The organism is Vibrio sp. 11-4(1), assembly GCF_013048625.1.
Lineage (GTDB): Bacteria > Pseudomonadota > Gammaproteobacteria > Enterobacterales > Vibrionaceae > Vibrio > Vibrio diabolicus.
The window spans coordinates 761,843-786,896 of sequence record NZ_VHSY01000001.1; the positions used below are offsets into that span (position 1 = coordinate 761,843).

A 25,054-nucleotide genomic window follows, 5' to 3' on the forward strand; every position below is an offset into this window, starting at 1 on the left:
TTGTACCAGAACGACAGCACCAAACGGCTATCGAGAATATCCTTTATTCTCATCGTCTTCGTCCTCCTGATAAAAATAAAAAGCCAGAAACCCCATGTTTCTGACCTTTTCAATATAGTGCAGTTTTCAATCAACTTTCAGTGAAGTCACCCTCATTTTAAGAAGGTCTCGCCCTTTTCATTCTGCGTTTGATATTACTTTCTTTGACTAAATAATCGAAAAGTGGCGCGAATAAGTTAGCAAATAGAATCGCTAACATGATGCCTTCTGGATACGCTGGGTTCAGCACTCGGATAAAAATCGTCATCACACCGATTAATAGTCCGTATGCCCATTTACCGCCATTGGTAAAAGCCGCCGAGACGGGATCTGTCGCCATAAAGAAGGTACCAAACGCGACCCCACCAATCACGAAGTGCCAGTAAAACGGCATGGAGAACATTGGGTTAAAGTCCGAACCGATCGCATTCAATAATAATGAAGCCGCCACTAAACCAACCAACACGCCTGCAACGATTCGCCACGACGCAATCTTCATAAAGATAAGAACCAAGCCTGTTAGTGCAATCAATAACGTGGAGACTTCACCCATCGAGCCTGGCAAATTACCAACAAAAGCATCTCCCCATGAAATTGGTTGTCCCGTCATATTATTTATCAAGGCACTTTGCCCACCTTCATACCATTGGCTAAGTGGAGTAGCGCCAGAGTAACCATCAGCCGTGACCCACACGGCACCGCCGGACATGTTGGCAGGATAAGCAAAGTATAAGAACGCGCGCCCTGCCAGAGCTGGGTTTAGGAAGTTTCGCCCCGTACCACCGAAAATCTCCTTCGCCACAACAATACCGAAAGTGATACCCAAAGCCGCTTGCCACAGTGGAATTGTCGGAGGAAGGATCAACGCAAAGAGTATAGAGCTGACAAAAAAACCTTCATTTACCTCGTGCTTTCGCACAATAGCAAACAGAACTTCCCAGAAACCACCAACGATAAACACCGTCGCATAAACCGGGAGAAAGTAAGTAGCACCAAGCCACATTTTACTTGCCCACCCCGCCTGTGAAACCGCATCTAACGAGCCCCATACCCAACTCAGTTTCCACGAAGAAGCCAGCGCTTGCTGAGCTGAGGCTTGATCCATTCCATACAACAAAGCATCGCTGGACTGCTGACCTATGTTGTACATACCCCAGAACATGGCAGGGAAGACCGCCAGCCACACCATGATCATAATACGTTTTAAATCGATGCTATCTCGAACGTGAGTCATGCCCTGGTTAACCTTACCAGGCGTGTAAAAAATGGTTTCGACAGCTTCGAACAATGGATAGAACTTGTGATACTTCCCACCAGGGCCAAACTTAGGTGTCGCTTTCTCAAAGTAGTGTTTAAGGCTCATAACAACTCCTCCTTTATCTAAAAGATGGTACGCACTGCCGTAAAAAGCGATCGTTTTTTAATCTCTTAGCCTTCCTTCTTCGTATTCCATTTTGTTCGTCGCTCTTCCCTCATCTCTTCTAATTCGGCGAACTGTTAATTCGAAACTTAAAAGGGAATGCCCATGGATACACTCGCCATCGATTTAGCCAGATTCCAATTTGCCTTTACTGTCTCTTTCCACATCATTTTTCCAGCGTTTACGATTGGTTTGGCAAGTTACCTCGCCGTGTTAGAAGGCTTGTACTTAAAAACGGGCAACAAACAGTACATGCAGATCTATAAATACTGGCTCAAAATCTTTGCCATCAGTTTTGGTATGGGTGTGGTGAGTGGCATCGTGTTGAGCTATCAATTCGGGACCAACTGGAGCGTATTTGCCGACAAAACAGGCCCAATCCTAGGCCCGCTAATGGGCTATGAAGTTTTTACTGCGTTTTTCCTCGAAGCGGGGTTTTTAGGCGTGATGCTTTTCGGTATGGATAAGGTAGGTAAGAAGCTTCACTTCGCCGCGACTTGTATTGTTGCATTCGGGACGTTTTTGTCTGCGTTTTGGATACTTTCGGTTAATAGTTGGATGCAAACACCAGCGGGCTATAGTATCAACGAAGCCGGACAGTTTATCCCAGAAGACTGGTGGGCGATTGTCTTCAACCCTTCCTTCCCTTATCGGCTCGTCCATATGTTGCTCGCCGCTTACCTCACTACCGCCTTTGTTGTAGCGGGCATTGCCGCTTATCACTTATTAAAAGCAAACCATAACCCTCTAGCCAGAATTATGTTCTCGATGGCAATGTGGATGGCTGCCATCGTGACACCAATTCAAATCGTTGCTGGAGACATGCATGGATTAAACACCCTTGAACATCAACCCGCCAAAGTCGCCGCGATGGAAGGGCACTATGAGTCTCACCAAGGCGCGCCATTGATCCTCTTCGGTATCCCTAACGATGAAGAAAAACGTATGGAATACGCACTGGAAATCCCCAAACTCGGTAGTTTGATTTTAACTCATGACCTCAACGGCAAAGTAAAGGGCTTAGATGCTTTTCCAGAGGAGGAACACCCTCCTGTATCTATCGTTTTCTGGTCTTTCCGAATAATGGTCGCGCTTGGTTTTGGCATGCTTGTTATTGGTTTGTGGAGCCTATGGCTAAGAACACGTCGCGAACTTTTTGATTCAAGGGCACTTCAACGTATTTGTGTGCTGTTTGCCCCAGCTGGGTTCATTGCAGTTTTAGCAGGCTGGATAACCACCGAAGTCGGTCGCCAGCCTTACACCGTATACGGTCTTTTAACCACAGCCGATTCGGCATCGCCTATTGATGCCGCCGCGGTGAGCGTCTCCCTGACGGCGTTCATCGTGGTTTACTTTGTGGTTTTTGGAGCAGGCTTCTTCTATCTCCTACGTTTGATGCGCAAGTCTCCAACTCGTTATGAAGAAGGCTTAGACAGCCGACTTCCTGATGGCACGAAAACCGATGCCATCGCACACTCTAACCATCTAACCTAGGAGGCTAGCTCATGGATTACGCATTAATTTGGTACGCTTTGATTGGGCTAGCCGTTCTGATTTATGTCGTGTTAGATGGCTTTGATCTCGGTATTGGTATCCTCTTCCTCAGCGCGAATGACGATGAAGAGCGCGACATGATGATGAACAGCATCGCTCCTGTTTGGGATGGGAATGAAACTTGGCTAGTTCTTGGCGGTGGTGGGCTTTTTGCCGTGTTCCCCCTCGCCTACGCGGTCATTATGCCAGCACTCTATGCTCCCCTGATTTTAATGCTGCTCGGGTTAATTCTGCGCGGGGTTTCTTTTGAGTATCGCTTCCGAACACAACGCGGAAAGTTTTTATGGGATAGCGCTTTTTTCATTGGTTCACTCACCGCGGCATTGATGCAAGGCATTATGCTCGGAACCCTGCTCCAAGGTATAGAGGTTAGTGAACGAGCATACGCAGGTGGATGGTTTGATTGGCTTTCACCATTTAGCGTATTTTGTGGCCTGGCGCTTGTTTGTGCTTATATTCTGCTCGGTTCATGCTGGTTATTAATCAAGCTTCCAGAAGAGCTGATGGGGCGCTATTACGTGGTCGCGCGACGATGGGGACTAGCGATGGTAGCCTGTATATTCATCGCCAGTTTGTGGCTGCCATTGAGCCAAAATATCGTATTTGAACGTTGGTTCTCATTACCAAACTCGCTACTGTTTTTCATTTTACCAATTATTGCAGCGGCACTTATTTGGCAGCTATTCAAAGCCTTACTCGACCACAAAGCCGTCCGAGCCTACGTTCTTGCGATCGGCCTGTTTCTTGTGTCCGCGATGAGTTTCGGTGTCAGTACATTCCCTTACTTGGTCCCATTCGCACTCACTTATCAAGACGTCGCCGCGCCAGACAAAAGTTTGGCATTTTTACTTGCCGGTGCGGTGGTATTACTTCCTCTGATCATAGCCTACACGGCTTATTCGTACTGGGTGTTCCGCGGCAAGATGAAACGTGGAGAAGGATATCACTGATGAAACTAAAGCCCATTTTGTGGTTCATTGGCATTTGGCTGGCAAGCGTGGTCGCCTTGTTTATCATCAGTTCGTTGATACGAACTGCGATATTGTAGGCCCAGAGTCGACTGCACCACATCTGAAGCCATTGAGGTCTATACTCAAGCAAGAGTAAAACAACGGAGTGTTTTTATGACCTTAAAGCGGTTTCTGGTAACTTTGATTCCTTTGACGGTTCCACTGTTTTCACCAAATGCATTGGCCGTAGACAAGCAGATGTCATCCGCCATGAAAAGTAAAATGCGGTCTATTTGCTCCGCAACAAACGAGCAGGGTCATTGGCAACTTGCTGAGGCAACTCCTGACGCCAGACGCTCACTCAACATGGTGCTTTATCAAATGAATGCCGATGATAAATTGAAAGCAATTCATGAGGTGAGAACGAAAATGGTCGGCGGCACCCATTATGCATTTGAGTTCGAGTTGCAAGATGGCCAAGTCTGGAATGCGATTGTGTTGCACAGTGCCCGAGGCGATTACATGATAGAAAGACACGCCAAGAAAGGTGAGCTTTGCTCCAAAGAGCAATAAACACTACAGCTCTACAGTCAAAACAGTAAAGGCGACTGAGTCAGTCGCCTTTACTGTGGGTATGTTTAGGTATCGCTTCAAAAGCTTGGGAAAAGTAATAGCTTTTAACCTGAGGTCTAATCAAATCACAAGCTAACCCAAGGTCATCATGCTTTGTGAAAGGTAAATGTTCTGATAGAACCTCTTTTGACTTTTTATCAACCGTTTTAAAAGATTCAATAATTCTTAGAGGAACGTGAAGCTGATGATCTCTCACGAGAAAGAAATAGTATTGGAGATGCTCGCCATATGTCGCAGCGTTATTAATCTCGCTACCAATTTTCACAGCTTCAACACGACTGCCTTCACAATCAAATTTAAACACATTGGTAATTTCTGCTTCCATAGAGCCTGGTACATAAACGATATAGCCAGCACTGAGCTCATGACCAATTAATACATAGCTCTCGTCGCGCTCATGCAGTTGATACGCAAAAGAATGAAATGCACTACAAAGTAAAATGAATCCAAGCCGTTTCTTCATTTTGTCTTCAACTCATTTATGACTTTACGTACGAAGTTTACCTTAGCATCCGTATATTTTTCGATGGTAATTTCAGCTTGTTCCACCAAAGAAAGTTTTAGAGAAACATGAGGAAAGTGCGCAATACCTAGTACCATATCGATAATAGGTTTGGCAGGCATATCCAAAATGGCAGTACTGCCAATATGCTCGATTTGAGTTGACATCATCTCCGTCACTAACGCCAGTTCAGATCGGCTGCGTGCAAACTCCTGTCGCCATGCAGGGTCATGTTTAACGACATCTACTTTGTGATTGGCTAAACCTAATTTCATCCATCCCTCTCCTGATAAACCCGTGTATCATAAAAAGGAAGTTACCCAACCACCAAAGTAAAAGCCAAACTTCCGGCACACCCGACACTAATAACCCAACAAATAGAGTCATAATTTTTCTGGTGTACTTCTAGTTTGGCTTTTTACTGTTAAACCGTCTCGGTTTTCGCCTCTATCTTCTCATTCACCTTATCGCAAATGTACTCCCCAATTGGCATTGCAGATGTCGCTGCAGGAGAGGGGGCGTTGCAAACGTGCAGGCTTCTGGCGCTTTCAGCAAACAAGAAGTCATGAACCAAGGTGCCATCAGATAACACCGCTTGTGCGCGAATACCCGCAGGATATGGTTTGAGATCGTCTACCTTGATACTAGGGCAATATTTGTTGACCAACTTGAGATAGCCCGGCTTCCACCACGAGTTCTTAAACTCATCCAGTCCAGTTTTTAGATGCTTTTGTGTCACCTTCCAGAAACCGGAGAAGCTGAGCATCTGCATGGTATCTTGTAGGCTAAAGTTAACCTTATCGTACCCTTCTCGCTTCCAGCCTTGCACCGCATTTGGACCAACGGTCACACTACCATCAATCATACGAGTGAGGTGGACACCCAAAAAAGGCAAATCAGGATCTGGGATTGGGTAAATAAGATGATTCACGACTTGGTCATGTTTGCTATCTAAGCGGTAGTATTCACCACGATAAGGGATGATCTGAAAATCGGTTGGAATACCCATCATCTTAGTCATGCGATCCGCCATCAAGCCGCTGCAAGTGACCAAGAATTTGGCATTGAGCTGCATAGTTTGACCGTCTGAAATGCAGGTCAGTTGAATTTCTTCATCCTTCTCTTCGGCAGCCACCACTTTGGTTCTCAAGCTAATTTGCCCACCGAGCTTTTTGAACTCTTCCGCCATCTGTTCAGTGACCAAACGATAATCGACAATACTAGTGGTTTTGACATAAATCGCGCCCAATCCCGTGATGTTTGGCTCAGCCAGCTTGAGTTGAACTTCATCGAGTAGCTTTACGTCAATTCCGTTGACATGGCAGCGCTCATAGAGGGCATTCATGCGTTCGACTTCTTGCTCGTTGGTCGCAACCAGTAACTTGCCACAGTTCTCCACCGGAATATCGTGCTCGGCGCAGAACGAAATGGTTCGCTCTACCCCACGCTTACAAAAATCCGCTTTTAAGCTGCCCGGCGCGTAGTACACCCCGGCATGAATCACGCCGCTATTGTGTCCGGTTTGGTGCTTGGCAAAACCGGACTCTTTCTCAACCAATAAAATGGATTTGTCTGGGTGACGTTGCTGCAGTTGCCATGCTGTCGACACACCAACGATACCGCCACCAACAATGATGTAGTCATAGACTGATTTCATACGACCTCTTATAAAACCGATAGTTGAGATTGTTGCAATTTGAACTTGCGACCACTGTAAATGAACACCGCGACAAATACCGCGCAGCTTGCTACACGAACCAACATTGGGATGTCGTGCCAAACCAGCAAAGTACCCACCACAACCAACAAGAGACGCGTCAGAATGTTTAGAGGACCTTCCAAGTAACCTTCAATCGCACCAATCAATGCATAGGTACCGATGATGGCAAAGAAACCCACGGTAATCACTGACGTCACATCCCAACTGACTAAGCCTGTGTAAGCAATCAACAGCGGTACAAGATACAAACCTTTGGCAATTTTCCACGCCATCAAACCGGTACGCATTGGCGGTGTTTTCGCGATGGTTGCCGCAGCAAAGGCGGTCAAACACACTGGAGGCGTAACGTTGCTGTCTTGCGATAACCAGAAGATGATGAGGTGAGCAGCCAGCAACGCCAAGCCTACTGCTTCTATACCCAAACTTTGCTCTAGTAGAGTTTCCATAAAGTCCGCAGGTACTAGCGCCACCATTTCTTTCGCGGTTTCCAACGCCATTGGAGCATTAAGCAGTTCCAGCTTTTCTGGCGCCGCCAACATGAAGATGGCTTTTGCTTGTTCTGGCAATTGACCCGACACCATCAATTCAAGCAATTGGTTTTCCGCAATCAACTTGTAAAGCGCAGGGGCAGACAGTGTGCCCAATACAATATACGCCGCTGTTACAGGTAATCCCATACCCAAAACAAGAGAAGCGAGCGCAATCAGAACGATCATGATGAACAAGTCGCCATTCGCCCAGCCATCAATCATCAATGAGAACGTGTTACCGATGCCCGTTGTGCTGATCACGTTGATCACCAAACCAATACCCACCAGCAATACCGCAGTTGTCGCCATGTTTTTCGCGCCTTGCGAAAGTGCTTCGATGATCGCTTTTGGTCCCATCTTGTGATCTTTCGAGAACCAAGAAGCCACGACCACAGAAATGATCGACAAGCCAGCAGCGTAAGTTGGCGTAAAGCCTTGAGCCAACAAAGTAACCAATACCGCCAGCGGGATAAGGTTGTGCCAACCGCTGATCAACACTTTCAGTAAAGATTCATCGCTGGTCGTGATCTTTTGAACGCCGCTGCGTTTGGCTTCAATACGCACAAAGAACGCAACAGACAAGAAATAGATAAGGGCAGGAATGAAAGAAACAGCAATGATATCAACATACGGAATTTGCGTGTAAGACGCCATGATGAAAGCACCCGCGCCCATCACTGGCGGCATCAACTGACCACCTGTCGATGCCGCAGCTTCAACGCCCGCCGCGAAGCGCGAAGGAAAACCTGCTTTTTGCATCAAAGGAATACTGATAACACCGGTTGAAACCGTATTTGCCACACTAGATCCAGATACTGAGCCCATCAATCCCGAGCCAATCACTGCGATAAAACCGGGACCACCGATGATTTTACCAGCCGCAGCACGTGCCACATTGATGATGTAATCACCGACACCAGAGCGCACAAGAAACGCACCAAACAGAATGAACATGAATACGAAAGTCCAACTGATGCGCGAGATAGAGCCAAACATGCCCTCAGAAGAATAGAAGCTACGGTAGAGCAAGGTTTCCATGCTCAAACCCGGGAAGTGGAAAATACCTGTCGCCCACTTACCCCAAAGCACAACGTAGCTTAAACACACCACAATCAGCACTGGAATAAACCAACCCATGGTGCGTCGGATCAGCTCAATCACGATCAGGATTGCCATGATGGCGAAGACCCAATCGCTGGTCACGAACTTCACACCGCGTTCATACAGCGCATCTTCGGCATAGGGAATGTAGAGCAAACACGCGACCGCGCCCATAGCAATTAACACATCGATGCCGAGTGCAATCTTACTCTGCTTGAGAGAGATATGAGCCGGATACCAAAGCGCACAAATCACCGCAAAGCCAGCAAAGTGGGTCGCGGAAATCCATAACTCTGGTAACGTCGATAAGGTATTAAACCAAATGTGCAAAGCAGACAACACCACGCCAAACACTGTAATTGTGGTGGTTACCCACGGAAAATCAGTGCGCGTGGGCAGCTCAAACTTCTGCAATTCCTTTTCTATTGAGTCGCTCATCTCATACTCCAAGCTCTGGCGGCTTTTTCCATCTTAGAAATCGGTAGGGATAAAATACCCCGAGCCAAAACTCGGGGCGAAGTAGGCGTTATTTCGCCATTAGATCTGATGGGATTTCGATGCCCATTTCTTTGTAGTAACGCGCCGCACCTGGATGAAGAGGCACTGGCAAGCCAGCAATCGCTTTCTCAATCGCCATTGCTTTTGTTGCTTTGTGGATTCCTTGTAGGAAAGGCAGGTTCTCGTAGATCGCTTTGGTTAGCTGGTAAACGTCTTCTTCCGAGATATCTTCACGAACTGCCAAGAAGTTTGGCTGTGCAATGGTGGTGATCGGTTTATCTAGACCCGGGTACGTGTTCGCTGGGATCTCGTACTTCGTCCATAGGTTGTAGTTGCCGTTCGCCTCTTTGATTTGCTCATCAGTAAACGAAAGAATCGAAATATCTTTACCCAGTGCAGCAAAAGCTTGAGTGACCGCACCAACAGGCACACCTGCAGGCGTGTTCATGCCATCAATGGTGCCGTTTTGAAGTGCGCTCGCGCTGCCGCCGTAGCCCATGTAAGCAAGATTGAATTTATCAGGGTCTACCTTCAGACCTTTCATGATTTGGCGACCCGAGTTCTCAGTACCAGAGTTCTTCTTACCGATAGAGAACTTCTTGCCATCTAGGTTGTTCAGGTCAGTCACTGTGCCAGTTTTTGCTAAGTCAGAGCGAACAATAAAGTGCTCAACGTTTTGCCACAGCATAGAGACTGAACGAAGTTGTTCTTGACGACCGCTCTTCTCATAAGGACCTTCACCAGACCAAGCCCACGCACCATAAAGACCTTGTAGAATCGCGAACTGTGCTTCGTTTTCGTTCAGCAGTTTGACGTTTTCACCAGAGCCCGCAGAGCTGATTGCAGAAAGGGAGAAGTGGTGCTTTGGTGCCAATTTCACTTTGCTTAACGTCGCCAACGCTACGCCCACAGGGTAGTAAGTACCACCTGTCGATGCCGTTGCAAGAATGTAACTACGATCTTCTGCCGCAGCGTTAGCAGCAATACCAAAAGAAGTCACAGCGACAGCCAAAGCTTTTACCAGCTTATTCATTTTCATTATTACTCTCCGTGTAGTCGTTTCACGATTGGGGATTTACATCACGTTAAATCTTTATTAACAACACATTCTCCAGAGCAATTGAAATGCCAACTTTTAACCCTTTGTATTTATTGAACTAAGTGCTGAAAGACATCAAAAATGAGCAAAATCATGCTGATTTGATAGCAAAGTAATGAGCAAGATCTTGCTCATTGAAGAGAAGAAGGTTGCACGCCTAGATCGCAAAAGGTTAATAAAATGTGATCAAGACAAAATAAATGCACGATTCACTAATAAGCAATATTTTGCCGATGCAATTTTGGATTGAACTGCAACTAATGAGCGTCTTAACAATAAGAAGAAAAAGCGCATCATTCTAAACTGCTCACTTTATCAGCAGAGGTTTATAGCCTAAACGACTACAAATAGCACAAAAATACAGCAAAACAAGCCATGTTACAGAAATGAAAAGTCATTTATTCTAATTTTGAATTTAAAAACCAGTTCGATCCACCAGTTCAGAAACAAACATTGACCGTATCAACTTATTTTCTACTTCGGGGTTGTGCCAATAGCCCTATGTTCGTTAGGGTAACAACACGCCAAGGCAAACGTGTTCCTTGGTATTTTTTCGTCATTAAGGATCACCCATGTCAGCAACTGCGCAATTACAATTCGCTTTAAAACGCCCATCTGGCGTTGCTGCTGCGATCCTCCTGCTCTCTCTGAAACTGATTCAGAGCTGACAGGCTATATCTAAACTTTCTGTCAGCTTGAGAAGAAGCTGACGGGAACACCACATACTCCTCCCATTCCTTTCAGTTTCTTCCAAGCGAAACATAAGAGGAATAACAATGTTAAGCGCACGCAATATCGCCGCTTTGGGCTTCATGACTTTCGCCATGTACTTAGGCGCAGGTAACCTGATCTTCCCTCCATTTTTGGGTTACCAAGCAGGTGAAAACTTTCTGAGCGGGATGTCTGGCTTCCTCTTGACGGGTGTAGGTCTGCCTGCGATGGCGCTGGTGATGGTGGCTATCGTAAACGGTTCAGACAAATTAACCGCTGCCCTACCTAAACCTTTGGCGACCAGTTTTTGGGTGATGGTGTTTATCGTGATTGGTCCTGCGTTTGTAATCCCACGTGCGATTACCGTGGCTTACCAATTTAGCTTTGCACCAATGTTTGGTGATGCCGCTTTGGTGCCTTTTACTATTGCCTTCTGTGCCATCACCATTCTATTTGCCCTATATCCGGGTAAGTTGGTCGACAACCTAGGCAAGATCTTAACGCCTGCATTGATGGCTATCTTAATCATCATGTCTGTGACTGCTTTGGTTTCTCCTGCAGGCGAGCTAACTGCCGCAACGGGACCATACGTATCTGGTGCATTTGCTGAAGGCTTGACTCAAGGCTACATGACCATGGATGCGCTAGGCTCTATCGGTTTTGGTTGGATCATCTTCCGCGCGATTCGCAGCATGGGTGTGGATTGCCCGAAAGCCACCGCAAAATACACGCTAATCGCAGCTTTGATGTACGCGGTTGCCATGGCATTCGTTTACATCTCATTGGCTTACATTGGCTCGACGAGCTCATACTTGGGTTCTGAATTCAGTAACGGTGGCGACATTTTAACGGCATTCACCTTCAGCCACTTCGGCGCATTTGGTTCACTATTACTTGGTGCCGTGATGGTATTGGCGTGTTTGACTACTGCTATCGGCGTAACCACCGCAGGCAGTGAGTTCTACGACAACACTTTCAGCAAAGTGAACTACAAAGGCTGCGTTGTCACGACTATGGTATTGGCAGGTTTAATCGCTAACGTAGGTCTAGAGCAACTATTGGCTATCACATTGCCAGCGGTTGTGGCGCTTCACCCAGTAGCGATTGCATTGATGATCATGGCACCAGTGCGTAACAAGATGTCGCAAATCATGGTGGTCGCGACGGCGTTCACTGCTCTAACGTTTGGTTGTGTTGATGCGCTGCACATCCTAGGCTACATGCCAGATTCCACCGATGAGTGGATGGGTAATTACATGCCTCTGTACAATGACTTTGCTAGCTGGATTATGCCTAGCGTATTGATGATGATTGTTGGTCTACTGTTTACGACGAAAACCAACCAAACCGAACAATTCGAGCTGGTAAATGAATAGCCGTTTAACATAAGACATCACTCAATAAGTAAGTTAATATGTAGTTCGCTTATTGATATCAGGCAAAGGAGTTGCCTGAACTATGGATTGATGTGGAGCGCTTATGGACAATCAGTATTTAGACATCAGAACGCTCAACTTTATCGTTATTCTGTTCTCTTGCATTTACTCAATCAGTCTACTTTGTTACCAATACACACAAAAAAAGATCAAAGGTTTAAAGACTTTCTCTCTCTCGCTGTTATTTATTGGCTTTGGGCCTTTTTTACTAGGATTTAGAGGCTCTGCACCAGATTGGCTTACCATCGTCATAGCGAATACGCTCATATTAATCGGCTTCTTGCTTACGCTTTACAGTGTGAGCATTTTTCGTCAATTCCCTCTAAAACTGGCCCACTCACTCGCTTTTTTAACGCCCATTTTCAGCGGTTCGTTCTATTATTTCACCTTCCATGACCATTCAATTAAAAGCCGTATCATTTACTTAAGTGTTTATATCTGCATCGTTACGTTTTTTAGTGGGATCGCCATGCTGAAAGGCACCAAGCAAGACCAAAAACTCCCAACCATAGTGATGGCGTGCTCCTTCTTTTGCTTCAGTATTTTTATGGGCTTCAGAGCACTTTGGAGCGCTTTCGCCAATGAAGTGCCAAATTTTATGACCGCAGGTTTTATCCACCAGATGACGTTTTTACTTAGCATCTGTCTGATTGTCGCTATGAGCTTTAGCATGTTGTGGCTAATTAATGGCCGCTTGATACAGTCAATCAATGATCTCTCACATTTAGACGCCCTCACAGGGCTTCATAATCGTCGCGCGATGGAAGAAATTGTTCCAAACCTTGTTAATCAAGCGCACAAACGGAAGCAATCAATAAGCATCATCATGACCGACATGGACGAGTTCAAAGCGATTAATGATCATTATGGCCATACGGTAGGCGATTCCGTCATGGCTACGATTGCCGCTATCTTTAAGAAACACCTCCCGGAGTCAGCTTGCACAGTACGATTTGGTGGTGATGAGTTCATGATTGTTTTACTTGAAAAAGCACACCGAGCCAAAATTGTTGCCGAGCAAATTCGCCTAGCGGTAGAAACAGAAGCCTCACTGCAGTCATTCGAAAATGAGATCACCATGAGCTTTGGAATCAGTGAGTTATCTGAGGGACAATCACTCCACGATGTCGTTGCTGAAGCTGACGAAGCGCTGTATAGCTCTAAACATACGGGCAGAAACCAAGTCACCTTGTTTGGAGAAGGGAAAGGCCTAACTTATAAGTTTGTCCCGACTCCCTCGAAAAGCGCATAATCATATTTGTGACGCCCATAGCGGTAAGTCAGCTTAAAAATTGCGTTAAGTATAATCCGAGCGATTTAAACCAAACTTTTGCATCTTTTGATTCAAAGTTCGACGAGGTAAATCCAACTCCTGCATCACCTCATTAATGCGTCCCTGATGCCTGACCAATGAATCATGCAGCACCTTGCGCTCAAAATTATGTAATTGAATAACCAGTGGAACACCCACTTGCGTCTCCTCCGTGGTTGACGAAGGACGGCTAGAGAGAATTTCCATCACGGATACCGTTTCATCCAAAGCAAAACGCATAGCCACGTTTCGCAGCTCTCGAACATTTCCAGGCCAAGCGTAGGAAAGCACAGCGTTTCTGTCGGCATCACTCAATGGTCTGGTTTCAGGGTTAGTTTGCAAGGTGAAGTGCTCAAACAAAATCAGTGAATCTTCTTCTCTCTCCCTGAGTGGCGGCAAATAAATTTGCGCGACGTTGAGCCGATAGTATAAATCTTGCCGAAACTCTTCATGATCATTGAGATCTTCTTTCGCCGCCGCGATCACTCGTAAATCAACCGAGATCTGTTGATTGCCTCCAACGCGCTCAACTGTATGTTCCTGTAATGAACGCAGCACTTTCACCTGCATGGACAGCGGCATACTCTCGATTTCATCAAAGAATAAGGTGCCTTTATCCGCGTATTCCAATTTGCCAATGCGCTTTTTACCCGCTCCGGTAAATGCCCCAGCTTCATGCCCAAACAGCTCACTTTCAAACAGGTTCTCAGGAATGGCGCCACAGTTGATTGGCACAAAATGATGGGTTCTGCGTTGGCTTTCATTGTGCAAACTGGTCGCCACCAGCTCTTTACCACAACCTGTTTCGCCGTAAATGATCACGTTAGTATCGATTTTCGCCAGTTTCGCAACTTGCTCGCGTAATTGCTGCATCACTCGACTTTGACCAATGAGCACCTCTTCTAAACCACTCACGCTAGCTAGATACTCTTGGCGGTGAAGCGTCGATGTTTGCGCGCGATGGCTCTCGACCGCATCTGTCACACGTTGAGACAAACGCTCCGGCTGGAAAGGTTTTTCAATAAAATCAAACGCGCCGTTTTGTAGCGCATTCACCGCCATATCCACATCACCATGACCAGTAATTAGTATCATTGGTGTTGGAATGTGATTCGCAATAAGGCTCTCTAAAATCGAAATTCCATCAGTATCTGGCAAACGAACATCACTAATTATCGCATCAAACTCTTGGTTCAGAATGGCGGTTTTGCCTTCCTCCCCCGAGCTAAAAGCTATGACGTCAAACCCCGCCAATTGCAGCCATTGGCTTGTTGCTTGACGAACGATGTCATCATCTTCAATTAGGGCGATACGCGGAATGTCGTCAAAAGTCATGAGTTACTGCCTGATCGGTGATAGAAGTCTTTGCTAAAGTTAGCAAAAACCATGCTATAGAAAAGGAGCTAGATCCCACTTCTTAATTACAATTCTTTAACATCCAATCAGTTAAGCTCACTCTTTCACTACCAACTACGATAACTATGTTCAGCCAAACGGAGTCCGTATGCAGCGCACTAAGAATGGGAAAATGTGGCTAACCGCCGTATTGATCAGTGCGCTGGTGATCTTTTTCTACGGTGCTAGCCGAGAGGTGGCCCATCAATGGCTGAGCGTCCAAACTCAACAAGAAGCACAACAGAAACTCCTCGACTACATTGGTGAAGTCCGCCGAGCATTAAAACGTTTCTATCACCTTCCCTATCTCGTCACGAATAACCCAGAAACAATTGCGTTTGTGAAAGGCAATTTAAACTACTACGAGCCACTTCAAGCACAACTGACACAGCTCGATAAAGCCGCGAATACAGAGGGTTGGTTGATACTTTCAACCTCGGGAGAAGTGTTGGTATCGAGTCTGATCGATGAACGGTTCAGCCGCTCTGACCGCCGTGCAATTGTCGAACAAATACAACGTCAGGGAGAAGGCGTCTCACTGGTGAATAAAACAAAAGGTTCTAGTCCGCTTTACTACCTCTCTGCACCAATTTTTGATGGTTTGGAGATAGCGGGCATCGTTGTTGTTCAAATCAACCTGAGTTTGCTAACGGAGCAGACCATCACTAGCCAAGACATCATCACGCTACAAAATCGCCATCAACGCTTCTTCCTCTCCAGCAGTACAAACTATAACGCCGACTGGTTTAATGAACCGAGTAACCAAGTCAAAGCCGAAACTCAAACGCTGTATGACAATACGGTGATTCATTTCTGGACTCTCAATCAGCAGCGCTACTTTGCACACACAGTAAAGCTGGACGACTTAAACTGGTTTGTCAGTTACCTTATTCCGACCAAACCTGTTCAGCAAACGATTAGTGTCATTGGATGGAGCATCGCAGCGCTCCTCCTGCTCCTTATCCTGTTGGTGATCATTGGTTTACAGCGTCGACAAAAGCATCTCAATCAGCAGCGTATTCAAGCCTTACTAGAAGAATCGCAACGCCGACTTAAACAGATGATCAATAAAACACATGTTGGTTTGTTGTTGATTGATGAACAAGGTCTATTGTTCGACCTCAACCCAATGGCAAAACGCCTTTTTTGTCTTCCTGAAAGTGTGAATCGTCATACCTTCGCCTGGGAGTTATTTGATGCAGGTAATTCAAATTCAACCACACTCACTTTGCTTAGAGATCTGCCAAAGCATAAGGAACTGGCAGAGATTAGCGCTGTAGAAACCATGGCGCGACGCAGTGATGGCAGCGTATTTCCTGTACTATTTTCACTCACTAGCTTCCCATGGCACGGTGAGCAGTATTTTCTTGCTACCGTAATCGACATTAGCAAACGTAAAAAAGCGGAACAATCGCTGCAGCTGATTAACCAAGAGCTAGCTCAAAGGGTGGAAGAGCGAACTCAAGCTTTAAAACAAGCCCAAGAGCAATTGATTGAATCAAGCAAAATGGCAGCATTGGGCAGAATGTCGAGCGCGATTACCCACGAGTTAAACCAACCATTGACTGGCCTGCGTACCCTTTTAACCACCAACGAGTTGCTAGCAGAACGTGGACAAACAGACATGATGAAAGCCAATAACAAGTTGATTCAAAAGTTGATTGACCGCATGGCAAGCATGACCAGTCAGCTAAAAACGTTTGCCTACAATAAACCAGAGACACTGCACGAGATATCGCTGACAAACGCTTTAGAAGAGACGCTACGCGTCTATCAATCTCAACTCGCGAAGGTAGATGTTCGGGTACGCATTCCCAACGACTTACCCAATATCATTGGCGAAGAGCAACGCCTACAACAAGTGCTCGGCAACCTAATTTCCAACGCATTAGATGCGATGAAAGAGACCCAAGATCCACAGTTAATGATTGCCGTTACACCCACTACCGATAATGTTGAGGTCGTGGTAAGTGATAATGGGTGTGGGGTACCTTCAGACCAACTCGATACCATGTTCGAACCTTTCCAAACCAGTAAAAAAATTGGTGAAGGACTGGGGTTAGGACTTTCCATCACCGCCAACAATATGCGAGATATGCAAGGGAAAGTCAGTGCGCAGCTCAACGCTGATAAAGGCATGTCCTTCACCTTAATGTTTAAGCTCGCTCCTCATCGTAGCTAACCCAATACCATCCACCTCTTCAGCTTTTCTCCACACAATTAAAGAGCAATAAACCCTGATCGACTTTATAAAGCGAGTTGCCTAACCTACGCTTAACTTGATGAATCGCCACATGCTATTCATCAGCACAATTTTTGGTGGTTGACACCAAGTTTTAGCTCCCACCATCTAATTTATTGATAAGTAATTATTTAAAGTAAGAATGGATGCGTTATGAGAAAACTAACTTTAGCAGCAACAGGGGCGCTTTTTATTTTATCACCTCACGCTTTTGCAGCACCTTACGCAGCAGACGCTCGAAGTCACGGAATGGGAAATACAGGCGTCGTTTCCGCTGACTATTTAACCGCTCCTCTACACAACCCAGCCCTAGGCGCTCTCTATCGAGAAAATGACGATATCGGCCTACTCATTCCTGCTCTCGGCGTCAATATTCACGATGAGAATGAAGCTTTATCAGCCGTTGATGATGTTCAAGACCTTTACGATAGTATTCAGGGCATTCCCACACCTGCGAACGAAGCCGAACTTAATCGACTACTCGATCAATTAGATAAGAGTGCTCCAGTCGTCATTAATGGCGGTCTGAGCCTCGCGATTGCGATTCCGACACGCTACATGTCGGTAAACCTTTTTAGCGCTGGTTATGTGGAGATACTTGCGGCACCCGATATCTCAGATTCAACAAACACCGCAGATCGATACCTCAATTCTGCCGTCGACCTAGCGGCTTTCGGTAGTGCGGAATATGGCGTTGCCTTGGCTCGCGCATACACGATAGGTGGGCAGCAATTCGCATTTGGTATTACGCCCAAATACCAACAACTTAAAACCTATACGCAGCGTACAACACTAGATGACTTTGATATCGAGGATTACGACAAAAGTGAAGTATCAAAGAACACGTTCAATATGGATCTTGGGGTCGCTTGGTATCACAATGCATTCAGAGCTGGTCTCTCGTTAAAAGACGTCTTCGAGCAAGATATAGAAACAAAACTAGGCAACTATACCTACGAACTCACGCCACAAGCGACCCTTGGTATCGGCTATGTCGGGGACTATGTAGCTCTGAGCCTAGACGCCGATCTCACCAAACAAAAGCGCTTTAAAGAGCTCGACGATGACACGCAGTTTATTCGCGTTGGTATCGAGGGGAATGCTTGGGGATGGGCTCAACTCCGCGCTGGTTATGAAGTTGACCTAGAAAATAACCTCGATAACTCGGTGACAGGTGGCATTGGCATCAGTCCTTTTGATGTGATCAGTGTAGACCTAGCAGGGTCTTACGCTGGCGATAACCAGTTTGGCGCGGCGGCGAATTTAGCATTTACGTTTTGAATACGAATGCCAACCTAAATTCACTTAGGTTGGCATTGTTAACAACCATCCTATATCTCAATGTTTATCATTACTGACGTTTGGTGATGAACTGATAAAAACACGATCTCGCTACAAGTATCGAGATGTCTCCTACACTATTCTCAAGCAATAAATCCACAAACATTTCCTAAATATAAAGAGTGAGAAACATGATTAAGTTTCCAGATAATTTCCTTTGGGGTGGTGCCATTGCGGCAAACCAGGTAGAGGGGGCATACAACCTTGGGGGGAAAGGTTTATCAACATCAGATATGTTGCCAAACGGCATTCTGAGCCCGCATCAAACGCGTGAAGAACGAACGCCTGGTATCAAAGATCTTGCTATCGATTTCTACAATCGCTATCCAGAAGATATTGCCCTGTTTAAAGAGATGGGATTCACCTGCCTGCGCTTGTCCATCGCTTGGAGTCGTATTTTTCCTAATGGTGATGAACTGGAGCCAAACGAAGAAGGACTGGCGTTTTACGACAAAATTTTTGATGAGCTAGCCAAACACAATATGCAACCATTTGTGACTCTTTCTCATTATGAGATGCCTTACGCCTTGGTTGAGAATTATGGTGGTTGGAGCGATCGTCGAGTGATCGAGTTTTTCGAGCGTTACGCTAAAACCGTGTTAGAACGCTACAAAGATAAGGTCAAACTGTGGCTTACCTTTAACGAAATCAACATGTCACTGCATGCGCCATTTACGGGAGTGGGTTTGCAAGAAGACGCCAGTGAACAAGAGATTTACCAAGCGATTCACCACCAGCTAGTCGCAAACGCGAAAGCGGTAAAACTGTGTCAGCAAATCGTACCAAACGGCAAGATTGGTAACATGCTGCTTGGCGCAATCAACTACCCATACACCTGCAACCCTGATGATGTGCTTGCTGCTATGCATGAAAACAATAAGTGGTTGTTCTTCGGTGATGTGCAGACTCGTGGTCAGTACCCAGGCTACATGAAACGTTACTTCCGTGAAAACGGCATTGAAATACAAATGGAAGCTGGCGACTTAGAAGAAATTGCATCGGCCAGTGTCGATTTTATTTCCTTCAGCTACTACGCAAGTGGCTGTGCGAGTGCCGATCCGAAACAGAAAGAAGTGGGTAACATCGTCGATAGCGTACCAAACCCATACCTTGAAAAGAGCCAATGGGGCTGGTTGATCGATCCAAAAGGCCTGCGCGTTTTGCTTAACTTCCTTCACGATCGTTACCAAAAACCGCTATTTATCGTCGAGAATGGCTTAGGCGCTCGTGATGAATTCGATGAAAACGGGGAAATCCAAGACGATTATCGAATTTCATACCTTAATGATCATTTGGTTCAAGCACACGAAGCGATTCTTGATGGCGTTGAGTTGATGGGCTTCACCAGCTGGGGGCCTATCGACTTGGTGGCTAACTCAACAGCCGAAATGAGCAAGCGTTACGGTTATATTTATGTCGATCGTCATGATGATGGGCAAGGAACGCTAGAGCGTAAACGCAAGAAGAGCTTCTACTGGTATCAAGACGTGATTCGTACTTCAGGCGGTTCATTGAAAAGCTAAGCCTGTTGTCTGGATATAAAGTGCGACTAGGCATTCGCCTAAACCATCAAGCCCTGCATTTGCAGGGCTTGAATTTTAAGGTGTTAATGCATTTAGAGATTAAACTGCAATCTCTCCACCGTCTTCACGTCGAATGACAACCGTCGCAGCTCGTGGACGCACAGAAACACCAGCAGGCGTTTCTTCGGCGGCATCTTCACTGTATGGCCAGTTGCCTGGGTGCTGAATATTCACAAACAATGATTTGTAATCAGGGCTGATAGTAAAGCCTGTCACTTCACAACCATTTGGTCCAACAAAGAAGCGTTTAAGCTCCGCTTGGTTATCCGCACCAATCACTGCTTGGTCACCATTCTCATCTGTTAGCTTAGATGGCACAACGGCCAACATTTGATCATTAGTGTAAGACGTAACTTCATCTGCGCCGTTATCGGTCTGAATCCACAAAATACCACGGCCATCAAACGCTAATCCGTCAGGGCTAGCAAACTGGTTTAGCTCATTCAGGCCAGAACGGTTAGTATCTGCATCACCATGTGCTGGCGCACCAAAGACAAAGATATCCCAAGTAAAGTCTGTAGCTGAAGCCCCTTCATCCCAACGAATAACGTGACCAAACTTATTGTTCAAACGTGGGTTCGCAGGATTGGTTTCATCAGTACGGCGCGTATTATTCGTCAATGTTAAGTAAACCGAGCCTGTGAATGGATCAACCGTACACCACTCTGGGCGATCCATTGGAGTTGCCCCAACGAGGTCAGCCGCGCCTGCCGTATTGATGATAATTTCAGCCAATGAGTTGAAGTGATCCGCTAACGTACCACCAGATTTTGTTACGCTATCAAGCGTCAACGGCAACCAAGTACCTGTACTGTCTTCATTGAAACGCGCAACATACAGTGTGCCTTCGTCCATATACTTATCGCCTGTCGCTAGGCGGTTTTCCGAGTTTGCATCTGCAGGGTCCCACGCTGCCGCAGATTCAAATTTGTATAGGTACTCAAAGCGAGAGTCGTGACCAGAGTAGAATACCACTGGTTTGCCTTCTTCAAGCTTACCAAAAGTACAGCCTTCGTGACGGAAACGACCTAGTGCAGTACGCTTCTTCGCACGCGAGTTTTGCGTGTAAGGGTCTATTTCGACGATGTAACCGTGACCATTGGCTTCATTACGGTAATCATCCATTGCACTTGCTCCTGTTGGAGCCACATTAAAGCGAGAGAACTCATCAAGACGCTCTTCTGCATTTCCTGCAAGTGTTTCCCACAAGTAGCGTGTGCTTTGGTCATCAACACCAATGCGATCTTGTTCTTCTGTACGAGTCCCGGCGTTAACAAAGTAACCTGGCCAGTTCTCTTCACAAGTTAAGTAAGTGCCCCATGGCGTGTAGCCGTTGCCACAGTTGTTTAACGTACCACGTGCTTGGCTGCCATCTGGCGAGAAACGAGTGACGGTTAGTGACGTGTGCGCGACTGGGCCAGATAAGTCCATTGCTGTCGCACCAGTGTAACGGCGGTTTAGTGGATCGGTATCAACCAACTTCCACATGTTGTCTTCCAGTTGAATGCGAACCACTGACACACCGTGCGCATTAATCTCTTTACGCACTTCATCTACAATGGTACGTACGCCATTTTCAACCGTCGGACCGTTTGGATGCAGTGCTGATGTATCAATGTACTCGTGGTTGATGCAAAGCAGACCGTCGGTCGTACTGTCATTTAATGGGAAAAAGTGCATGCCATCATGGTGCATGCCCAACGCGTTAAGTTGGTCTGAGCTGGTATTGCTGCCATCATTTTTCCACGCGCTGCCTTGAGCATTCAGCGGTGTACCCCAAGGTACCAGTACTTGTGCGGTGTAGCCTTGTGGAATTGAAACGGCGTCAGTGAGTGAGCCAGGGATAGATTCAAAGTTAAGAACGGCTTTAGATACGCCCGAGCCACTGCTTACTGTACTTCCTGAGTCAGACGAATTACAACCAGCCAATCCGAAAGCACCAAACGCTGTCATCGCACTGATACCTAAACCACCTTTTAGAATGCTGCGTCGAGATAGGCTCGCTTCTAATACTTCTTCAAATGGTTTGTTTTCACTTTGGTTATAACGCGTCGCGTCAAAGGTTTCCTTGCTCATTTTTACTTTCCCGATCTTATAGTTTAATTAATAAATAAGTGATTAGTTGAACGGCAAGAAGTTTGGAGAAGAAAAATGACAAAAGTGCTTAAAACATATGAAACTTGTGTTTCAGCAGTGCAGCAAACTCAGCAGCGTTACCAATTGAGCAATTAAGTTTTGGTCACATAATCACCAACTGTATCGCTTCATTCTGATTTTACTTGGGCTAAAGTGTGATAGAAGGTATAAGGTGTACGAATTCAAATCATCTACGAGAGATAATCATGAAATTAGACAAGATCGATAACAAGAGCCGTCGTATCCGTAAAAAGCTGTTCTTAGGTGAGTTCGCAATCCTAGGTTTCGAGATCAGCTGTGAAACAGACATCAACGACTTCGACCGTTACGATGCATTCGTTGATGACTTTATAGACTACATTGATGGGCTTGGCCTTTGCTTCGGCGGCGGTGGTCTAGAACTGTTTGAAGGCTTCCTATGCTCTACTGACCGTTACGGCAGTGCTACTGAAGAGCAAAAAGCACAAGTTATTGCATGGTTAGAAGCGCGTCCAGAAGTGAAAAGCGCAAAAGCTGGCGACTTGGTTGACGCAAACTACCTGTAAGTTACAGAGTCATACTGACAATAATAAAAAGCTGGTCTCCGGACTGGCTTTTTTACTTTTGGAAGTGTGTGATAGTAAAAGTAGAGTGCTGGGAAGTTGTGCGGAGTGAATGTGATTGTGGCGTTTTTGAGCTGGCAATCAGCGGGAAACGGCGTTCCACTGCCAGCTCGTGCCTTTAGGTATCATTAACTATGATTTTTTAGCTGGTGCGTCTTTCGTGTCTTCCCAGTATTGAATACGCACACGATGTAGCTGAGCTCTTCTAGTCTTTTTCATAGTAAAATCCCTCATCTTATATAAGTAACGCTCCTTATGGAGCTTATTGTCTAAGGTCGAATCCCCTTCAATCTATAAGGGAACCAATTATTTAACCGTGACCAATTTCACAACATAATGATAATTAACGATTTCTTGCAGTCACCTTTGGCTAGTAAACGGCGTATTATCTCTCTGACACGGTTAACTTACTCACCAGATATGACAGAAAAATGGCAATCAAGTTCCCTATATTATCTGTCACTGAATCTTAATAATGATTCCTGAAAAATTTTGCAAGTAAGATATCAATTGCCCATCACTTTCAGCCGAGTAACTCTTTTCGCGTTCGTGATCGCAGTTGTGTGCAACCCAATTACGGCTGGATTCGCTGCTGATATTGCTGGCGGTACTCGCGTGGCGTAAGCCCTTTATACGTTTTGAAGTGACGATTAAACAGGGCTTGGTTTCGATACCCTACTCTCTCAAACACAATTCCAATCGGCAAAGGCGTTGATTGCAGCAAATCTGCGGCATGATTGATCCGCAATTTCATTAGGCGTTGGCTAAACGGCTCTTTAAAGTGCTTTTGAAACAATCTTGTGACCGCACTGTCACTCAGTGATAAATGGTTCGCCAAGTTCGCGAGCGTCACTTTGCTAGCAAAGTGCTGTTCGAGATACGCGTTGACACTTGCCACTCGTTCTCTTTCCTGTAATTCGTGTTCACTCATCGATAAGTAAGAGTGAGTCATCAGTGTTTTCGCCCCTTCATCGTGAGCAATCAAAGACAAAACATGGAGAAATCTCGAGAGTTGCTCCATTGCAGGAAACGTCATGAGCTCATGCAGAAGATCCACAACGTGCTGAGCTGTCCGCTCAGAAAACACCACACCTTTGTTGGCCGCTTTTAAAAGCGGATCAAGCTTTCTAAGCTCTGCGCAATAGAACATCAAATTGGCAATCCACTCACGCTTAAACCAAATCACATGAGTCTCGCAATTGCTCTCGACCAATGTGGAGTGAATTGAATGAGGCACACCAGGCGCGATCAATAGCATTTGGTTGTGAGTCACTTCTAATTCGTGATGACCAATATGCAAACTACCAGTGAAGTGGCGATGGATGACTAATTCAAACACATCATCGTGAAAATGGAGATCGTACTCTTTTTCTGGCTCATCAATGCGACGATAGCGCCAAGAAAAACCTGGTCTTTGTGGTACTTTTTCGATGTGTGCCATTGGCTACTCCACAAAATAGTATTGTTTCACGCTCAAATAATATCAGTATTGCCAGCTTAATCTTCATCACGCCGAAATAGTATTGATATTAAGCGGCATACTATCAACTTTGTGTCGTCACGCTCCTTATTGTTGCCTTGAAAGACAAGATAACTAAGGAGGCTTTCATGAGTCACTTCACTGTCAAGCTACGCCAAGTCCTGCACAAAACACGTGATGAATGGGCAACATTCGCCATCAAAGAAATGGAAATTCCACCTAACACTATCGCCAAATTTTATGGCTACAAATCGAGTTGTGATCTTGAGCAAATTCTTAAACAGGATGTAAACGACGCCAGTTCGGATATTTGCTCGACACCTTGTGCGAGATCTCTCACAAGCAATGTAAGCAAAACGACCATCATTGACTAAGACAAAATCGAAAAATAAATATAAGCAATTGAAAATTATCACTTATTCCATTTCACACAATATTCACTGCCAAAGTTTTTTTACCTAGCTAATTGAGAGTAATCAGCAAAACATCAATACTGATTGTGTCGACAGGATGTTGGCGGGAACAGGAAAAAAGCCTAATGGACTAGGTATCTTCAGGATGAAGATTTGGTAGCTTAGGATGAGTTATCAGCAAGGATGTAGTTAAGCTCTAGGATAGAGTTCGCCCGTCAGGATGATAGGCAAGAATGGACACCGCTAGGAAGGCGATGAACAAGGAACTCGGTTAAAGGACTTAACCACAATCAAGGATAGATGCAGGGAGCACCTATAGTAGCCGGATTGCTGCGAAAGAGAATAAGCCCCGTCTGG

At 45.7% G+C, this 25,054-nt stretch carries 19 protein-coding genes; 10 read left to right on the forward strand and 9 right to left on the reverse strand.

The features are described from left to right. Positions 1–157 precede the first annotated feature (157 nt). Positions 158–1,402, reverse strand: a complete 1,245-nt coding sequence (locus FKN16_RS03220; RefSeq protein WP_170901974.1) for an NADH:ubiquinone reductase (Na(+)-transporting) subunit B — start codon at positions 1,400–1,402, stop codon at positions 158–160. 162 nt (positions 1,403–1,564) lie between these two features. On the opposite strand from FKN16_RS03220, the gene FKN16_RS03225 reads away from it, so the two are divergent. The 3 genes from FKN16_RS03225 to FKN16_RS03235 all read left to right on the forward strand — a co-directional run bounded on the left by FKN16_RS03225 (position 1,565) and on the right by FKN16_RS03235 (position 4,536). After that, positions 1,565–2,953, forward strand: coding sequence for a cytochrome ubiquinol oxidase subunit I (locus tag FKN16_RS03225; protein ID WP_170901975.1), 1,389 nt, complete (start codon positions 1,565–1,567; stop codon positions 2,951–2,953). Positions 2,954–2,964: 11 nt separating this feature from the next. Next, complete coding sequence (gene cydB / locus FKN16_RS03230) at positions 2,965–3,963, forward strand: cytochrome d ubiquinol oxidase subunit II (RefSeq protein WP_170901976.1); 999 nt, start codon at positions 2,965–2,967, stop codon at positions 3,961–3,963. Between the two features lie 174 nt (positions 3,964–4,137). After that, positions 4,138–4,536, forward strand: coding sequence for a cystatin (locus tag FKN16_RS03235; RefSeq protein WP_170901977.1), 399 nt, complete (start codon positions 4,138–4,140; stop codon positions 4,534–4,536). A gap of 40 nt (positions 4,537–4,576) precedes the next feature. Here FKN16_RS03235 and FKN16_RS03240 read toward each other — a convergent pair whose 3' ends face one another. From FKN16_RS03240 to FKN16_RS03260, 5 genes are all read right to left on the reverse strand, one after another. Beyond that, positions 4,577–5,059, reverse strand: coding sequence for a hypothetical protein (locus FKN16_RS03240; protein WP_170901978.1), 483 nt, complete (start codon positions 5,057–5,059; stop codon positions 4,577–4,579). Further along, a complete protein-coding gene (locus FKN16_RS03245) occupies positions 5,056–5,373 on the reverse strand; it encodes a GrpB family protein (RefSeq protein WP_170901979.1) in 318 nt (105 codons plus the stop codon). The genes FKN16_RS03240 and FKN16_RS03245 overlap by 4 nt, the downstream gene beginning before the upstream one ends. 149 nt (positions 5,374–5,522) lie before the next feature. Beyond that, complete coding sequence (gene lhgO / locus FKN16_RS03250; RefSeq protein ID WP_170901980.1) at positions 5,523–6,755, reverse strand: L-2-hydroxyglutarate oxidase; 1,233 nt, start codon at positions 6,753–6,755, stop codon at positions 5,523–5,525. Between the two features lie 8 nt (positions 6,756–6,763). Beyond that, the gene (locus FKN16_RS03255) at positions 6,764–8,887 is read right to left on the reverse strand and encodes a TRAP transporter permease (protein ID WP_170901981.1); all 2,124 of its coding nucleotides are present in this window, start codon (positions 8,885–8,887) and stop codon (positions 6,764–6,766) included. A gap of 88 nt (positions 8,888–8,975) precedes the next feature. Beyond that, entirely contained in the window at positions 8,976–9,986 is a 1,011-nt protein-coding gene (locus FKN16_RS03260; RefSeq protein WP_005374185.1) for a TAXI family TRAP transporter solute-binding subunit, read from the reverse strand. Positions 9,987–10,822: 836 nt separating this feature from the next. On the opposite strand from FKN16_RS03260, the gene brnQ reads away from it, so the two are divergent. Together brnQ and FKN16_RS03270 are read left to right on the forward strand one after the other, a co-directional pair. Then, positions 10,823–12,133, forward strand: a complete 1,311-nt coding sequence (brnQ, locus tag FKN16_RS03265) for a branched-chain amino acid transport system II carrier protein (protein WP_006741250.1) — start codon at positions 10,823–10,825, stop codon at positions 12,131–12,133. A 103-nt stretch (positions 12,134–12,236) separates the two neighbouring features. After that, positions 12,237–13,445: a diguanylate cyclase gene (locus FKN16_RS03270; RefSeq protein ID WP_170901982.1), complete on the forward strand. Its 1,209-nt coding sequence runs from the start codon at positions 12,237–12,239 to the stop codon at positions 13,443–13,445. 45 nt (positions 13,446–13,490) lie between these two features. Here the strand turns inward: FKN16_RS03270 and FKN16_RS03275 are convergent, their stop codons facing one another. Beyond that, positions 13,491–14,840, reverse strand: coding sequence for a sigma-54 dependent transcriptional regulator (locus FKN16_RS03275; RefSeq protein ID WP_170901983.1), 1,350 nt, complete (start codon positions 14,838–14,840; stop codon positions 13,491–13,493). A 169-nt stretch (positions 14,841–15,009) separates the two neighbouring features. Here FKN16_RS03275 and FKN16_RS03280 point away from each other — a divergent pair, with 169 nt between their 5' ends. From FKN16_RS03280 to ascB, 3 genes are all read left to right on the forward strand, one after another. After that, positions 15,010–17,082: an ATP-binding protein gene (locus FKN16_RS03280; protein ID WP_170901984.1), complete on the forward strand. Its 2,073-nt coding sequence runs from the start codon at positions 15,010–15,012 to the stop codon at positions 17,080–17,082. Between the two features lie 213 nt (positions 17,083–17,295). After that, complete coding sequence (locus tag FKN16_RS03285; RefSeq protein WP_170901985.1) at positions 17,296–18,423, forward strand: conjugal transfer protein TraF; 1,128 nt, start codon at positions 17,296–17,298, stop codon at positions 18,421–18,423. A 191-nt stretch (positions 18,424–18,614) separates the two neighbouring features. Continuing rightward, positions 18,615–20,006 (forward strand): 6-phospho-beta-glucosidase, encoded by a 1,392-nt coding sequence (ascB, locus tag FKN16_RS03290; protein ID WP_170901986.1) that lies wholly within the window; start codon positions 18,615–18,617, stop codon positions 20,004–20,006. A gap of 99 nt (positions 20,007–20,105) precedes the next feature. On the opposite strand, the gene FKN16_RS03295 is transcribed toward ascB, so the two are convergent. Continuing rightward, on the reverse strand, positions 20,106–22,142 hold the full coding sequence (locus FKN16_RS03295) for a PhoX family phosphatase (protein WP_170901987.1): 2,037 nt from the start codon (positions 22,140–22,142) through the stop codon (positions 20,106–20,108). Between the two features lie 266 nt (positions 22,143–22,408). On the opposite strand from FKN16_RS03295, the gene FKN16_RS03300 reads away from it, so the two are divergent. Next, positions 22,409–22,747, forward strand: a complete 339-nt coding sequence (locus FKN16_RS03300) for a 50S ribosome-binding protein YggL (protein ID WP_005393599.1) — start codon at positions 22,409–22,411, stop codon at positions 22,745–22,747. A 631-nt stretch (positions 22,748–23,378) separates the two neighbouring features. Here FKN16_RS03300 and FKN16_RS03305 read toward each other — a convergent pair. Further along, positions 23,379–24,245 (reverse strand): AraC family transcriptional regulator, encoded by an 867-nt coding sequence (locus FKN16_RS03305; RefSeq protein ID WP_104972222.1) that lies wholly within the window; start codon positions 24,243–24,245, stop codon positions 23,379–23,381. Between the two features lie 167 nt (positions 24,246–24,412). Here FKN16_RS03305 and FKN16_RS03310 point away from each other — a divergent pair, with 167 nt between their 5' ends. Further along, positions 24,413–24,658, forward strand: coding sequence for a hypothetical protein (locus tag FKN16_RS03310; protein WP_170901988.1), 246 nt, complete (start codon positions 24,413–24,415; stop codon positions 24,656–24,658). Positions 24,659–25,054: the final 396 nt, after the last annotated feature.

What these genes read in the sequence shown, in the direction of transcription:
- FKN16_RS03220 (WP_170901974.1), bottom strand. Translation starts at nt 1,402, where the DNA reads ATGAGCCTTAAACACTACTTTGAGAAAGCGACACCTAAGTTTGGCCCT.
- FKN16_RS03225 (WP_170901975.1), top strand. Translation starts at nt 1,565, where the DNA reads ATGGATACACTCGCCATCGATTTAGCCAGATTCCAATTTGCCTTTACT.
- cydB (WP_170901976.1), top strand. Translation starts at nt 2,965, where the DNA reads ATGGATTACGCATTAATTTGGTACGCTTTGATTGGGCTAGCCGTTCTG.
- FKN16_RS03235 (WP_170901977.1), top strand. Translation starts at nt 4,138, where the DNA reads ATGACCTTAAAGCGGTTTCTGGTAACTTTGATTCCTTTGACGGTTCCA.
- FKN16_RS03240 (WP_170901978.1), bottom strand. Translation starts at nt 5,059, where the DNA reads ATGAAGAAACGGCTTGGATTCATTTTACTTTGTAGTGCATTTCATTCT.
- FKN16_RS03245 (WP_170901979.1), bottom strand. Translation starts at nt 5,373, where the DNA reads ATGAAATTAGGTTTAGCCAATCACAAAGTAGATGTCGTTAAACATGAC.
- lhgO (WP_170901980.1), bottom strand. Translation starts at nt 6,755, where the DNA reads ATGAAATCAGTCTATGACTACATCATTGTTGGTGGCGGTATCGTTGGT.
- FKN16_RS03255 (WP_170901981.1), bottom strand. Translation starts at nt 8,887, where the DNA reads ATGAGCGACTCAATAGAAAAGGAATTGCAGAAGTTTGAGCTGCCCACG.
- FKN16_RS03260 (WP_005374185.1), bottom strand. Translation starts at nt 9,986, where the DNA reads ATGAAAATGAATAAGCTGGTAAAAGCTTTGGCTGTCGCTGTGACTTCT.
- brnQ (WP_006741250.1), top strand. Translation starts at nt 10,823, where the DNA reads ATGTTAAGCGCACGCAATATCGCCGCTTTGGGCTTCATGACTTTCGCC.
- FKN16_RS03270 (WP_170901982.1), top strand. Translation starts at nt 12,237, where the DNA reads ATGGACAATCAGTATTTAGACATCAGAACGCTCAACTTTATCGTTATT.
- FKN16_RS03275 (WP_170901983.1), bottom strand. Translation starts at nt 14,840, where the DNA reads ATGACTTTTGACGACATTCCGCGTATCGCCCTAATTGAAGATGATGAC.
- FKN16_RS03280 (WP_170901984.1), top strand. Translation starts at nt 15,010, where the DNA reads ATGCAGCGCACTAAGAATGGGAAAATGTGGCTAACCGCCGTATTGATC.
- FKN16_RS03285 (WP_170901985.1), top strand. Translation starts at nt 17,296, where the DNA reads ATGAGAAAACTAACTTTAGCAGCAACAGGGGCGCTTTTTATTTTATCA.
- ascB (WP_170901986.1), top strand. Translation starts at nt 18,615, where the DNA reads ATGATTAAGTTTCCAGATAATTTCCTTTGGGGTGGTGCCATTGCGGCA.
- FKN16_RS03295 (WP_170901987.1), bottom strand. Translation starts at nt 22,142, where the DNA reads ATGAGCAAGGAAACCTTTGACGCGACGCGTTATAACCAAAGTGAAAAC.
- FKN16_RS03300 (WP_005393599.1), top strand. Translation starts at nt 22,409, where the DNA reads ATGAAATTAGACAAGATCGATAACAAGAGCCGTCGTATCCGTAAAAAG.
- FKN16_RS03305 (WP_104972222.1), bottom strand. Translation starts at nt 24,245, where the DNA reads ATGGCACACATCGAAAAAGTACCACAAAGACCAGGTTTTTCTTGGCGC.
- FKN16_RS03310 (WP_170901988.1), top strand. Translation starts at nt 24,413, where the DNA reads ATGAGTCACTTCACTGTCAAGCTACGCCAAGTCCTGCACAAAACACGT.